At 73.3% G+C, this 13,486-nt stretch carries 13 protein-coding genes; 4 read left to right on the plus strand and 9 right to left on the minus strand.

Features of this window, described 5'->3' with window-relative positions; all coding sequences use genetic code 11:
* Positions 1–16: 16 nt before the first annotated feature.
* Both ACFC02_RS38320 and ACFC02_RS38325 read right to left on the minus strand, forming a co-directional pair.
* Positions 17–469, minus strand: a complete 453-nt coding sequence (locus tag ACFC02_RS38320) for a DoxX family protein (protein WP_376366943.1) — start codon at positions 467–469, stop codon at positions 17–19.
* A 604-nt stretch (positions 470–1,073) separates the two neighbouring features.
* Positions 1,074–1,745 (minus strand): HNH endonuclease family protein, encoded by a 672-nt coding sequence (locus ACFC02_RS38325; protein ID WP_376366923.1) that lies wholly within the window; start codon positions 1,743–1,745, stop codon positions 1,074–1,076.
* Positions 1,746–2,131: 386 nt separating this feature from the next.
* Here ACFC02_RS38325 and ACFC02_RS38330 point away from each other — a divergent pair, with 386 nt between their 5' ends.
* Together ACFC02_RS38330 and ACFC02_RS38335 are read left to right on the plus strand one after the other, a co-directional pair.
* The gene (locus ACFC02_RS38330) at positions 2,132–2,710 is read left to right on the plus strand and encodes a TMEM165/GDT1 family protein (protein ID WP_376366925.1); all 579 of its coding nucleotides are present in this window, start codon (positions 2,132–2,134) and stop codon (positions 2,708–2,710) included.
* Positions 2,711–3,635: 925 nt separating this feature from the next.
* Positions 3,636–4,295, plus strand: coding sequence for an HAD-IA family hydrolase (locus ACFC02_RS38335; RefSeq protein WP_376366927.1), 660 nt, complete (start codon positions 3,636–3,638; stop codon positions 4,293–4,295).
* Positions 4,296–4,445: 150 nt separating this feature from the next.
* On the opposite strand, the gene ACFC02_RS38340 is transcribed toward ACFC02_RS38335, so the two are convergent.
* The 4 genes from ACFC02_RS38340 to ACFC02_RS38355 form a co-directional block, all read right to left on the minus strand.
* A complete protein-coding gene (locus tag ACFC02_RS38340; protein ID WP_376366929.1) occupies positions 4,446–5,123 on the minus strand; it encodes a response regulator in 678 nt (225 codons plus the stop codon).
* The gene (locus ACFC02_RS38345; RefSeq protein WP_376366945.1) at positions 5,120–6,223 is read right to left on the minus strand and encodes a sensor histidine kinase; all 1,104 of its coding nucleotides are present in this window, start codon (positions 6,221–6,223) and stop codon (positions 5,120–5,122) included. The genes ACFC02_RS38340 and ACFC02_RS38345 overlap by 4 nt, the downstream gene beginning before the upstream one ends.
* 9 nt (positions 6,224–6,232) lie before the next feature.
* A complete protein-coding gene (locus tag ACFC02_RS38350) occupies positions 6,233–6,757 on the minus strand; it encodes a hypothetical protein (protein WP_376366931.1) in 525 nt (174 codons plus the stop codon).
* 249 nt (positions 6,758–7,006) lie between these two features.
* Positions 7,007–7,834 (minus strand): peptidoglycan-binding protein, encoded by an 828-nt coding sequence (locus ACFC02_RS38355; protein WP_376366933.1) that lies wholly within the window; start codon positions 7,832–7,834, stop codon positions 7,007–7,009.
* A gap of 714 nt (positions 7,835–8,548) precedes the next feature.
* On the opposite strand from ACFC02_RS38355, the gene ACFC02_RS38360 reads away from it, so the two are divergent.
* Positions 8,549–10,777, plus strand: a complete 2,229-nt coding sequence (locus tag ACFC02_RS38360; protein ID WP_376366935.1) for a DHA2 family efflux MFS transporter permease subunit — start codon at positions 8,549–8,551, stop codon at positions 10,775–10,777.
* A 181-nt stretch (positions 10,778–10,958) separates the two neighbouring features.
* On the opposite strand, the gene ACFC02_RS38365 is transcribed toward ACFC02_RS38360, so the two are convergent.
* Both ACFC02_RS38365 and ACFC02_RS38370 read right to left on the minus strand, forming a co-directional pair.
* A complete protein-coding gene (locus ACFC02_RS38365; RefSeq protein WP_376366937.1) occupies positions 10,959–11,549 on the minus strand; it encodes a GNAT family N-acetyltransferase in 591 nt (196 codons plus the stop codon).
* Between the two features lie 41 nt (positions 11,550–11,590).
* A complete protein-coding gene (locus ACFC02_RS38370) occupies positions 11,591–12,025 on the minus strand; it encodes a DUF1992 domain-containing protein (RefSeq protein WP_376366939.1) in 435 nt (144 codons plus the stop codon).
* 150 nt (positions 12,026–12,175) lie between these two features.
* Between ACFC02_RS38370 and ACFC02_RS38375 the strand changes: the two genes are divergently transcribed.
* The gene (locus ACFC02_RS38375; RefSeq protein ID WP_376366941.1) at positions 12,176–12,568 is read left to right on the plus strand and encodes a hypothetical protein; all 393 of its coding nucleotides are present in this window, start codon (positions 12,176–12,178) and stop codon (positions 12,566–12,568) included.
* Between the two features lie 37 nt (positions 12,569–12,605).
* On the opposite strand, the gene ACFC02_RS38380 is transcribed toward ACFC02_RS38375, so the two are convergent.
* A complete protein-coding gene (locus ACFC02_RS38380) occupies positions 12,606–13,277 on the minus strand; it encodes an O-methyltransferase (protein WP_360968734.1) in 672 nt (223 codons plus the stop codon).
* Between the last annotated feature and the right edge of the window lie 209 nt (positions 13,278–13,486).

The raw sequence follows: 13,486 nt of genomic DNA on the forward strand, positions 1-13,486 counted from the left end.
CCCCGGCGCCCGTCCGTCAGACCGCCACCGGGGTCTGCTCGGCGGCGGGCCGCTGCTGCGCCGAGCGCCGGGTGAGCAGTCCGTCCAGGGCGAACGCGCCGGAGCCGGTGAAGACCAGCAGCAGGAAGGACCAGCAGAACAGCACGGGCATCTCGCCGCCGTTCTCGATGGGCCACAGCGCCGCCTTCTGGTGGACGTCGAAGTAGGCGAAGGCCATGGAGCCGGAGGCGATGAACGCGGCGGCGCGGGTGCCCAGGCCCAGCATGACCAGGGCGCCGCCGACCAGCTGGATCACCGCCGCGTACCAGCCCGGCCAGGTGCCGGTGGAGAGCGTGCCGCCGTGGGTGCCCACCGCACCGCCGAGCACGCCGAACAGGGATGCGGCGCCGTGGCAGAAGAAGACCAGTCCCACGACGATGCGGAACAGGCCGAGGGCGTAGGGCTGCGCATAGTTGAGACGTCCGGTCAGGCCGGTCATGTGGGGGTTCTCCTTCGGTCGGGCCGGCCCGGGGTGGGGGCCGGCCGGGGGACGGTCCGAACGGGTGACCTAGGTTAGGTCGACCTAATCTGTACTTGCAAGTTCAACATCTGGCCATGCTCGCGGTGCCGCTCGGGTTCCGTTTGCTGCGGTACGCAGTGGATTAGGCGAAGTGCGCGAACCATCCACGGGGTGGACAACCCGGCGGATAACGGGGTGTGCCACCTGGTGGACCACTGGGCGCACCGGGGGCCGAACGGGACTCCGTTACGGGCCCCGGTGTGCCCGGCCGGCAGGCGCGGCCTGCGCCCGGGCCGCGCCGGTCGGTGTCGGCGGGAATGCCGGGGGGCGTCGACTTGACGAACACCTGACCGAACCAGGGCGGCCCGGCGCGCGGGCGGGCCGTCAATGGCTCGGATCGGCCATGTGGGGAGGGCGTCGCGGAGGGCGCGGATCGGCCACGGGCGAACGGCGCCCGCCCTCCTCCGGCGGCGGCCCGTGCGGGCGTGCGCGGCGGAAGAGGGCGGGCGTGGGAAGGGTCCGCGGGTGGGCGGAGAGTGGGCTCCGGTGGGGCCGGGGCGGGGGCGGCGGCGCGTCAGCAGTTCGCGAGGTAGCCCTGCAGGGCGCTCTTCTCCGCCGGGTCGACCGAGAGGTCGTAGTAGTACTTCACCTGGACCCAGGCGCGGACGTAGGTGCAGACGTACGCCGACCGGGACGGCACCCAGGTGGCCGGGTCCTGGTCGCCCTTGGCCTGGTTGACGTTGTCGGTGACGGCGATGAGCTGCGGGCGGGTGAGGTCGTTGGCGAACGCCTGGCGCTGCGCGGTGGTCCACTTGCCCGCCCCGGAGTCCCAGGCCTCGGCCAGCGGCACGAGGTGGTCGATGTCCAGGTCCGAGGCCGCGGTCCAGGTCGCGCCGTCGTAGGGGGAGTACCACGTGCCGCTCGTGGCGGCGCAGGAGGAGTCGGTGGTGACGTTCGAGCCGTCCCGCTTCAGGACGGTCTCGCGGGTGTTGCAGGTGCCGCTGATGGTGATCCAGTGCGGGAAGAGGTCGCGGTTGTAGCCGGTGCGGTTCTCGGCCGCGACGGTGAGGGAGGCGAGGTACCCGCGGGCGGTGGCGGCGCTGACCGGGGTGGGGAGGGCGGCGGAGGCGGCCGGGGGGTCGATGAGGGCGACGGTGGCGAGGAGGCCGGTGAGGGCCGTGAGTATGCCCAGTCGTCGACGCGCGTAGAACGTGGGCCTGGACGACCTGCGGGACCTGCGGGCCATGTGAACTCCCTTGCGTGGTGGGGGTTGTGGGCGCGAGCGTGGGAATGCTCGCCGCGTCGCGTTGCGGGGAGGTGTGCGTGCGGTGAGAAGGTAGTGACGCGTGCATGACATGACAAGGCCCGTGACGGAACTTCCGGTCGCGTAGGATGGACGGCGCAGAAGGGGAGTAGCTCTTCGCCGGACCGTCGACATACTGCTCAGCTGGACTGAGCCGGCGCCCGGAGGCAGGCCTCGGACAGGATCCGGGGGTCGGCCAGCGAGACCTTCGGCACAGCAGTGCACGCCCGTGCGTACGGCACGGGTGCATCCGTGTGCTGCCCTGCCGAGGCTCTGGTCGCACAGGTCGCAGCACTCTCGGCGGGGTGGCCCCGACCGATTGAGGGACAGTGATCAGTCTCAGCGTCCTGGCGCTCGTCTTCGGCGTCGTCTTCCTCGCCGAGCTGCCGGACAAGACGGCCCTGGCGGGACTCGTGCTCGGCACCCGCTACCGCGCCTCCTATGTCTTCGCGGGTGTCGCCGCCGCCTTCCTGCTGCACGTGGTGCTGGCCGTGGCGGCGGGCAGTGTGCTCACGCTCCTGCCACAGCGGATCGTGCACGCGCTGACGGGCGTGCTGTTCCTCGGCGGCGCGGCCGTGCTGCTGCTGAAGAAGGGCGACGACGACGAGGAGATCCGGCAGCCCCAGGACCAGTCCTTCTGGAGGGTCGCCGGGACCGGCTTCATGCTCATCCTGGTCGCCGAGTTCGGCGACCTCACCCAGATCATGACGGCGAACCTCGCCGCCCGCTACGACGACCCCGTCTCCGTCGGCCTGGGTGCGGTCCTGGCCCTGTGGGCGGTCGCAGGGCTCGGGATCGTCGGCGGCAAGGCGCTGATGCGGCGAGTCCCGCTCAACCTGATCACCAAGGTCGCGGCCGTGCTGATGCTCGCGCTCGGCGTGTGGAGCCTGTGGGAGGCGGTGGCCTGAGGCGGCGGCCAGAGGAGACGGCCTGAGGCGGCGGCCAGAGATGGCGGCCAAGGGCGGGGCGCGGCCGTACGGCGGTCGAGGCGCCGCGGCCTACGGCGGCCGGGCCGTGGCACCGCGATCGTACGGCGGCCGGGCCGTGGCGCCGCGGTCGTGCGACGGCCGTGTTGCGGCCGTGCTCGTGCGCGCTGCGGGTGGCCGGTGCCGGATGGGGTGCTGTTAACGAGCGGTGAACCAGGCGGCAAGTACCCCGCCAGTAGCTTCCTGGGCGGGTTCTCGCTTCTCCAGGCGGTTTGTCCGGCTGGTGGGTGTGCTGCCGGTCCGGCGCCACGGCTTCTCGTACTTGCCGCCGCACGCCCGGCGCTGGGGCCGGAAGAGGGAGCAGAGCACACGGCGACCGGGACACGGGCGCCCCCGGCGAACGGTGAGGCCCCCCGCGTCACCGGCGGGTCCGGCACCCGCGGGCGGTGTCGAGCACGACGCGGGTGACGTCGACGAGACCGGCGTCGTCGAGGCGGTGCAGCACGGCCTGGTGCAGGCGGCCCCGGACGCCGGCCAGCGACCGGATCGGGAACCGGCGGCGCGCGGTCGACTTCGAGATGCCGAAGCGCGGCGGCGAGGTCCGCCGTCGGCGCGAGGATCCAAAAGCCGGATCCCGCCGGGTCCAGCGATCAGATGGGCCCCGCTGCCGCCGGCTCCTGACGCAATTACGGGAGCTTCCGCACCCCCTGGTGCGGAGCTGAACTCCGGGTGAAGGATCCGGTCGGCGGTGGCGGGATGCCGGGTTTGTTTTGTACCGTAGGGAAACAAAGTGGCTCCCGTCCGCTCACCCTGACCGGCGGGCGGGGCCGCCTTGTACCCCCGGAACGTCCCGGCGGGTCGACCGGGGCCCGACCCCCACGCCCCTCCGCGCACCTTGGAGCTGCCGATGACGGCCACCGCCGTGCTCACCGCCCGAGCCTTCCTGCTGGACATGGACGGCACCCTCGTCAATTCCGACGCCGTCGTCGAACGCATCTGGCGGCGCTGGGCCGACCGGCACGGACTGGACGGTGACGAGGTGATGAAGGTGGTCCACGGCCGCCAGGGACACGCCTCGATGGCGCTTCTGCTGCCCGACCGGCCCGCCGAGCAGAACATCGCCGAGAACGCCCGCATGCTCGCCGAGGAGACGTCGGACATGGACGGCGTGGTGCCGGTCCCCGGCGCGCCGGAGTTCCTGGCCGCGCTGCGCGGACTGCCGCACGCCCTCGTGACCTCGGCGGACGTCGGTCTTTCCACGGCCCGGATGGCCGCCGCGGGCCTGCCACTGCCGGACGTACGCGTCACAGCCGAGTCCGTCGGTGCGAGCAAGCCCGACCCCGAGGGCTTCCTGAAGGGCGCCGCCGAACTCGGCATCGCCCCCGCCGACTGCCTGGTCTTCGAGGACTCCGGCGCGGGCATCGCCGCCGGACGTGCCGCCGGGATGCGGGTGATCGGCGTCGGCCCGCGCGCCGCCGCCCACGGTCCCGACGCGGTGGTGCCTGACCTCACGCGGCTCCGGGTGGAGCCGGTGGGGGACGGGACGGTCCGCCTGCACGTGGGCTGAGGCCCGGGCCAGGTCGGCCCAAGCCCGCCTCGGGGGCGGGGCGGACCGGGGACCTGCCTCGACGGCGGCTCAGCCAGGTCTGCCTCGACGGGAGACAAAGGCCAGGCCTGCCTCCACGCGGGATCAGGCCAGGTCTGGCTCCACGAAGGATCAGGCCAGGCCTGCCTCGATGGCGCGGCGGACGGCGTCCGCGCGGTCGCGGATGCCCGACTTGGCGAACAGGTTGTTGATGTGGGTCTTGACCGTGGCCTCGCTGATGAACAGCTTCTCGGCGATGCCCCGGTTGGGCAGGCCCCGGCCGATCAGCGTGAGGACCTCGCGTTCGCGGGGAGTGAGGTCGTCGGGCAGGGCCCGTAGCGGCGCCGACGCCGGCGCCGGCGCCTTGGTCCGGACGGTGGCCAGCAGCCGGTCCTGGACCTCGCGGTCGAGCACCGACTGACCGGCGGCAGCGGCCCGGATCGCCCGGGTGATGTCCAGGCGCCCCGCGTTCTTGGTCAGATAGCCGCGGGCTCCCGCGCCCAGCGCGCCGAGGATCGAGTCGTCGTCGGCGAAGGTCGTCAGCACGACCACCGCAACGTCCGGGTACGCCTCACCCAGCCTGCGCGTCGCCTCGGTCCCGTCCATCACGGGCATCCTGAGGTCCATCAGCACCACGTCCACCGGCCCGGCCGCCACGGCCGTCAGCACCTCGCTCCCGTTCGCGGCGGCCGCGACGACCTCGATGTCCTCGGACAGCGCGAGCACCGCGGCGAGCGGTTCCCGGACGGCGGCCTGGTCGTCGGCGACGACCACCCTCAACCGCCGCGGTTCCTCGATCGGTTCACTCATCCCGGGATCACTGCCTCCACCTGCCAGCCGCCCTGGTGCGGTCCCTCGGTGACCGGACCCGCGGCGACGGTCCCGCCCAGCAGGGCGACGCGTTCGCGCATTCCGATCAGTCCCATCCCGCTGCCGACCCCGGAGTTCCCCTCACGGGTGGCGGGGCCGTTGAGGATCATCAGTGTGGTCGAGGAGGCGGCGTACGCCAGCTCCATGCCGACCTCTCCTCCGGGCGCGTGCCGGGCTGCGTTGGTCAGCGCCTCCTGGGCGATCCGCAGCAGGTTCTGGGTCACCTGAGGCGACACCGCGCGGACGGTCCCCGTGACGGTGAGAACGTCACGGTGGCCCGACGAGGCGAGCATCGCCGCCAGGCTCTCCCGCAGGGGCAGCGAGTCCTCGCGCAGCGCGCGCACGGTCCACTGCGCCTGCCTCAGGCTCTCCTTGACCAAGTCGTGGGCCTTGTCGTTGGCCGCCCGGACCTTCTCCAGGTCACCGGTGTCGAGCAGCGCGTCGGCCAGCTCCAACTGCATGTTGATCCCGGCCAGCGAGTGCGCCAGGACGTCGTGCACGTCCCGGGCGATCCGGCTGCGCTCGGTCAGCACGGCGGTCCGCGCCTCGGCGCGCGCAGCGCGTTCGGCCGACTCGGCCGCCTCGATTGCCGCCCGGACGGCCCGGCGCTGACCGCGATTGATGATGCCGATCAGGACCGGCGCGCCGGCGGTGAGACCGACCGTCCAGGGCAGCAGGGGGTAGTCCGGCCCGGGGCGGGCATAGAGGACGGCGCCGCAGAGCAGGCTGCACACAGCCGCGAGCACCAGGGCCGGTCTGGTGTCGAGCCGGTATCCGAGGTGCCCGGCGAGGAAGTAGGCGAAGAGGTAACCCGTTCCGGAGCGGCTGACGCCGATCAGGGCCGCCGCCGCGAGGACGCCGAGCGTCAGCCAGACGAGGGCGGAGCGCTGGGGGACCCTGTGCTCGGGCAGATGCCGGGCCAGCAGCGCCGCGGAGCTGACCATGAGGAGCAGGGCGACGGTCCACTGCCTGGGCCGCGGCCGGGTTCGCGGCCTCCCCCGGGGGCGGGGCGCTCGGAGTCGCGGTCCCGGGCAGAAGATACTGCACGGTCAGGCCGCACGGTCGAGGACGGGCACGGGACGGGGTACCGCCCGGGCCCTGCTGCGCAGGTAGATCGTGGCCACCCGCGTGACCACCTCGGTGAGGGCCATCAGCACGAACGCCGTCACCCACGCCTGGTCCCCGGTGATGTGGTGAGCGACGCTGAACCGGGCGACGTCGTCGGCGCCGCCGCCGTGCTCCACCCACATCTGGAAGCCCATCCGCGCCCCCATGCCCACGACCCACAGGATCGCCGACACCGCCCCGGCCTTGATGAGGAGGTGCCCGTCGACCGCCCGTATGCGCGTGTAGACGCCACCCGCGATGCCGAGCGCGGCGCCCACGCCCATCAGGACCGCGACCAGCACCAGGTCGTTGCCCGCGGTGGGGATGCCGTCCAGGTAGGAGTAGGCGACGTAGGCCACGATCCCCAGCGGGATCAGGAAGGTCTTGAGGTCGAGCCGGTCTTCCCGCAGCTGCCGGAAGACGACGAGGATGAGGGCGATGTCGGTGATCCACTCGGTCGCTGTCATGCCCTCAAGACTGCTGGGAAGAGGCCCGCGGCACCTGGACCCATGGGTGGAATCGGGGGTGGAGATCCACCGCCCCCGGGTCTCCACCCCCTCTGCGCCGCCCTCACCCCACCGGTCCTGACCAGGCCCTGACGAGTCCTGACTGGGCCTGACGCGGCCTCACCGGGCCCGACTGGGTCTGACGATGCCTCACCGGGCTCGACTGGGCCCGACGCGGCCCGGCCGGGCCTGGCCATGTCTGACCAGGTCTCACCGGTGCGACGTCTCCGCCTCCAGGCTCGCCCGCGTCGCCGGGCCGTAGACGCCGAGGCCGTCCGAGGTGATGCCGCGGGCCCACTGGTAGGTCCGTACCGAGTCCTCCACGTGCTGGTCGTAGAAGCCGTCGATCCGGCCGGTGTAGAGGTACAGCCGCGCCAGGCGCTCCTGCAGTTCGCTCACCTCGGGGCCGCGGTCGCCCCGGCGCAGCGTGGCGGCGGGCCCTGGCGTCCGCGTGGCCCGGGGGGACGCGGGAGTGGTCTGGGCCGGGGCGGTGGGCGCGAGCCCCGGCGCGGCGGCGCCCGTGGAACCGGACGGCGACGGGGAGGCGCTCGTCGCGGAGGGCGAGGGGGACGTGGACGGGCTCGCGGTGGCGGACGGCGACGCGCTCGCCGACGCGGACACGGTGGGGGAGGGCACGGGCGCGGCGCTCGTCGGCGGGGCCGTGGGTGCGGCGGACGTCGGGGCGTCGGGGATGCTCTCCCGTACCTCCTGGGCGGCGCCGTCCCGGGCCGGGGACTCGTAAGAGAACAGTCCACCCGCGTACGCGCACGCCGCCGCGAGCGCGATCACGGCCGCCGAGACGGCGAGCAGGGCGGCAGGCCGGCGGCGTCCGCGACGGGCCCCGCCGGGCGCCGCGCCGGCGCCCCCGCCGCCCTCCTGTCCTTCTCCGCCCCTTCTGCCTCCGCCGCCTTCTCCGTCTGCGGCGACGGCGTCGAAGCTGCGGGTGCCGCCCGAGTCGAACAGGTTCAGGTCGGATGCGCTGGGCTCGCCCGCCCGTGACGTCAGCGGCGTGGGCAGCGCGATCGTACGCAGCGGCATCGTGGCCTCCACGGCGGGTACGGGCCGCGTCGGCGCCTCCGCCCCCGGGCCGGCCGCGGGGGCGGGCCCCCGCCGGGTCTCCGCGTCCCCATCTGTGCCCGCGCCCGCGCCGACGCCACCGCCCGCGCCGGCGCCACCGTCTGTGCCCGCGCCTACGCCCGGGCCTGTGCCCGCGCCTACGCCCGGCCCTGTGCCCGCACCGGTACCCGTCTCCGCGCCCGTCGCCGTCGCGGACGCCGTGCCTGCGCGGGCGGCCTCGGCGACACCGCCGCCCCCGGCGTCACCCCGGCCCCCGTCGCTCCCGGCGTCACCGCCACCCCTGCCGTCACCGCCGCGCCTGCCGTCCCCGTAGCCGTCGTAGTCCCCATGGTCCGCACAGTCCACGTATGGCCGTATCCGCAGCGGATCGAAGTCCTCCGCCGCTGCCGCCTCCGCGGTCCGCGCGTCGCGCAGGGCGTCGGCCGCTCGCTGTCCGCAGGCGCACGACGGGGAGTCGTCCGCGCTCCGGGGCGCATTGCACTCCGGGCAGACATGCCCCTTCGGCTCTTCCACGCGTCGGTCCCCTCCCAGTCCGGACTCCAAGGATTATGCAGATCCTCTCCACACCTTCTCCCCGAAGTCCCGGAACGGCGGCCCCGAAGGGGGGACTCGACAGGCCATAACGGGACACACCGATGACGATGGGAGATGTCACGAGAGCGTCGGGAGGTCTCCATGGCCGGGGATGGACAGGGCAGGGCCGGTACGCCGGAGACGCCCGGTGTGCCGACGACGGGTACGGGGCCCGGCTCCCCGCCGCCGGCGGGTACGGGCCCCGACGCCCCGTCGCCGGCGGGTACGGACCCCGACTCTCCGCCGACGACGGATACCGAATCCGACTTCCCGCCGCCGTCCCGGCCCCCGTCCCCGCGCGGTGCCGAGCCGGGTGAGTCCGAGCACGTCTCCGGCAACGTCCTCGTCTCCATCGGCGCGCTGCTCCTCGGCATGCTGCTGGCCGCGCTGGACCAGACGATCGTTTCCACCGCGCTGCCCACCATCGTCAGCGACCTCGGCGGTCTGGAGCACCTGTCCTGGGTGGTCACCGCCTACCTGCTGGCGTCGACCGCCGCGACCCCGCTGTGGGGCAAGCTCGGCGACCAGTACGGGCGCAAGAAGCTGTTCCAGACCGCCATCGTGATCTTCCTGGTGGGCTCCGCGCTGTGCGGGATGGCGCAGAACATGCCCGAGCTGATCGCCTTCCGTGCCGTGCAGGGGCTGGGCGGCGGCGGGCTGATGGTGCTGTCGATGGCGATCGTCGGCGATGTCGTCTCCCCGCGTGAACGCGGCCGCTACCAGGGGCTGTTCGGGGCGGTCTTCGGCGCGACGAGTGTGCTCGGGCCGCTGCTCGGCGGGATCTTCACCCAGCACCTGAGCTGGCGCTGGGTCTTCTACGTCAACCTGCCGGTGGGCGTCGTCGCCCTCGCCGTGATCGCCACCGCCCTGCGCATCCCGCGCAAGGCGCAGCACCACGTCATCGACTACCTCGGCACGCTGCTGATCGCGTCGGTCGCCACCTGCCTGGTCCTGGTCGCCTCGCTGGGCGGCACCACCTGGGGCTGGGGCTCGCCGCAGATCATCGGTCTCGCCGTGCTGGGCGTCCTCCTCGTGGCCGCCTTCGTGGCCGTCGAGCGCCGGGCGGCGGAACCGGTCCTGCCGCTCAAGCTGTTCCGCATCCGCACCTTCACGCTCTCCGCCGTCATCAGCTTCATCGTGGGCTTCGCGATGTTCGGCGCGATGACGTACCTGCCGACGTTCCTCCAGGTCGTGCGGGGCATCTCGCCGACGCTGTCCGGCGTCCACATGCTGCCGATGGTGGTCGGCATGCTGCTGGCCTCGACCGGCTCCGGGCAGATCGTGAGCCGCACCGGCCGCTGGAAGGTCTTCCCCGTCACCGGCACCGCCGTCACCACGGTCGGCCTGCTCCTGCTGCACCGGCTCGACGAGCACAGCTCCACCGCCGAGATGAGCGGCTGCTTCTTCGTCTTCGGCCTGGGGCTCGGCCTCGTCATGCAGGTGCTCGTCCTCATCGTGCAGAACGCCGTCAGCTACGAGGACCTGGGCGTCGCCACCTCCGGCGCCACCTTCTTCCGTTCCATCGGCGCCTCCTTCGGTGTGGCCATCTTCGGCACGGTCTTCGCGAGCCGGCTCGCCGACCAGCTCGCCACCGCCTTCCGGGGCGCCCACCTGCCGCCGGGCGTCTCGGCCTCCACCCTCAAGTCGGACCCGCGCGGCATCGCCGCCCTGCCGGCGGGCCTGCGCCCGGCCGCCCTGCACGCGTACGCCTCCGCCATCACCGACGTCTTCCTCTACGCCGCTCCGGTCGCCCTCCTCGCCTTCGTCCTGGCCTGGTTCCTGAAGGAGGACAAGCTGCGCGGCTCCGTCACGGCGCCCGACGGCACGCAGACCCTCGCCACCAACCCGGTCGAACGGTCCTCGTACGACGAGGTCTGCCGGGCGCTGTCCGTGCTGGGCACCCGTGAGGGGCGGCGCGAGATCTACCGCACGATCACCGCGCGGGCGGGGTACGACCTGCTGCCCGCGACGAGCTGGCTGGTGCTGCGGATCAACCGGTACGGCTGGGTCGAGCCCGCCCTGCTGGCCGAGCGGGTGCCCGTCCCCCTGACGGTGATCCTGGAGGCGGCCCGCCAGGTCGAGGAACGGCACCTGGCCGAACGGCTCGGTCTGGACCTCGTCCTGACCGACCAGGGGCGTGAGGTCGCCGAACGGCTGGTGCGGGCCCGCGAGGAGTCGCTCGCCGACCTGCTCGGCGACTGGTGGGGCCTCGACCGGCCGACCGACCTGGCGCAGCTGGTGAGGGAACTGACCGGGGAGCTGTGTGGCTCCGACGCGGAACGGCCGCACGAGGAGCGGGCGGCCACCCGGCAGACGCCCCGGTACGCGTGACAGGGGTCGGCAGGCGTCCGGGTACGCGTGACAGGGATCGGCAGGCGTCCGGGTACGCGTGACAGGGGTCGGCAGGCGTCCGGGTACGCGTTGACAGAGGTCGGCAGGCGTCCGGGTACGCGTTGACAGGGGTCGGCAGAGGTACAGAGGTCGGCAGAGGTCCCGGTACGCGTGACAGGGCTCAGGCGAGCGGCTTGGTGTACCAGTGCTCGGCGTAGGGGTCGTCGTTGTGCCGTCCGGTCTCCGTGTAGCCCAGCCGCGCGTACAGGGCGCGGGCCTCCACCAGGTCGCCGCGGGTGTCCAGGATCATCCGCCGGGCGCCGAGCGCACGGGCCGCGTCCTCGGCGGCGCCGACCAGCGGCGCCGCACCGCCCCTGCCACGCACCTCCTCGTGCAGGAAGACCCGGGTCAGCTCGGCGGTGGCCGGGTCCAGCAGCCGTACCCCCGCCGTGCCCGCCGGCCGGCCGCCGTACCAGCCGACCAGCAACTGGCCAGTGGGCGGGGTGAGTTCACAGCCGATGCGGGCGGCGATCTCGCGCTCCAGCTCGGCGGGGTCGGTGCGGTGGCCCTCGTGCAGCAGGTACCAGCGGTCACTGACCTCGGTGTAGTACGCCCGCCAGAGCGCGACGGCGACCGGGGAGTCGTACGGCTCGGGGGCCACGGTCCAGGACGCGGCCCCGGACGCGCCCGCCTCCGCGGTCGTGGAGGCGGCCCCGGCCGAAGACGTGGGCGGGAGCGGGAGCGGGGGCGTGGCGTCGGTCCTGGGCGGCATGCGGTCATTCTCGGCGTGGGGCCGCGGGGCCGCGCAACCGGTTATCCGCGCCCCTGTCCGCCCGCCGTCCGGGTGCCCCGCAGCCCGCGCCGCTCGTGCCACTCGCGGACGACCTCTTCCACGTCGTACCGCTTCAGGCCCAGCGGGGGGCCGGGCGGTGGCTTGAGCATCATGTCCAGGATCTTCGTGTTGATGTCCGCGATGATCTTCCGCACGGTGTGCTCCGAGGGCGCCGCGTACGCCGCCGCCAGCGCGTCCTCGGCCTCCTTGCGCAGGGCGAGCGACGGCGGCAGGACGGACAGGCCCTCGCGTGCCATCTTGCGTTTGACCCACCACAGTTCGTCGTACGTGGTGTCGTCCGGCAGGGGCTTGCCCGCCCCGGGCAGCCGGTCGAAGTCGCCGCGCCCCTGCGCGTCACGGATCTCCTTCTCGACCCACGACTCGAACGGCACACCCGGTGGCTTTCGCTCGGTCATGAGGACATTGTGCCGGACGCGCCCCGCCCAGGCGATTTATCATGCCGCCGCGGTGCGTCAACCGGGCGCTCCGCCAAAGGCGTTGGCGCGCACGGCCGGGCCCGCGGCACAGGCTGCGGCCCGGCGCGCCCCGAACCACGAGGAGCGCACGTGCTCGAACTCACCATGGCCTCCGTCTCCGGCACGGACGCGGGCGCCACGGCAGGCATGCTGATGGCCGACGCGCCCAGCGACCCGGGTGCCGTGCTGCGCGTCGGCCGGGACCGGGCCGTGTGCCGCCTGGTGACGCCCGACGACTGGCTGTTCGTCTCCCGGGTCCACCTGGAGTTCCGCTGCGGTCCGGAGGGATCCTGGCAGGTCACCTGGTTGCGCGGCTCGCGGCCCGAGCCGTCCTCCGAGGTCCGCCTGACGATCCGCGCGGCCGCGCGGCCGCTCGCCTACGGCGCCACGGCGGCGCTGCCCCGGGGTGGCGCGGGCGAGATCGTGGTCCACGACCGCACCAGCCCGCGCAGCCTGAACGTGGGCTTCTACCACGACGTGTGAACCCGACCGGCATGGTGCGAACGGGGAGCGACGGACGCTAGTCCAGCACGCGGGCGATCGCGAAGCCGTCGTAGCCCTTGCTGCCGACCGTCTGGATCGCGGTGCCGTCCAGGCGGGGATGCCCGGCGATGAGTTCGAGGGCGGCCCGAGTGCCGCGCACGCTCGGGTCGGTGCTCGCCGCGTCGGTCACCCGGCCGCCGCGCACCACGTTGTCCAGGATGATCAGGCTGCCGGTGCGGGTGAGGCGCAGCGCCCACTCCACGTAGTGCGGGTTGTTGACCTTGTCGGCGTCGACGAAGACCAGGTCGAAGGGGGGCGGGTTCTCGTCGGCGAGCTTGGGCAGCGACTCCAGGGCCGGGCCCACCCGCACCTCGGCGATCCGGTCGAGCCCCGCGTGGGCGATGTTGCGGCGGGCGACGTCGGCGTGGTGGGCGTCGTACTCCAGGGTGACCAGGCGGCCGTCGGCGGGCAGGGCGCGGGCGAGCCAGATGGTGCTGTAGCCGCCGAGGGTGCCGATCTCCAGGACGTTGCGGGCGCCCTGGACGCGGGCGAGCAGGTGCAGCAGCTTGCCCTGGTTCGGCGTGACGTTGATGTGCGGCAGGCCCTCCGTGTCGCTGTCGCGCTGCGCGGCCTGGAGGGATTCGTCCTCCGGGGAGAGCAGGGCGGTGAAGTAGGCGTCCACGTCGTCCCAGAGCTGCGAGTCGCTCATGCACCATGCCTTTCGTGTGCCTAGTTAGATGCGCTAACTAGCGGTGCTAACGAATATAGCCCCGGCGCGGTGACCGCAAGGAACAGTTTCGGGGAATTTCCGCCGATCGGCTCGGGGGCGCGCAGGGGCCCGGACGTGCGGAAGGGGGGGCCGAACGGACGGAGGGGGAGCCGGAACGGACGGAAGGGGTGGACGCGGCACCGCCGCGT

The organism is Streptomyces sp. NPDC056160 (genome assembly GCF_042268205.1).
Classification (GTDB): Bacteria; Actinomycetota; Actinomycetes; order Streptomycetales; family Streptomycetaceae; genus Streptomyces.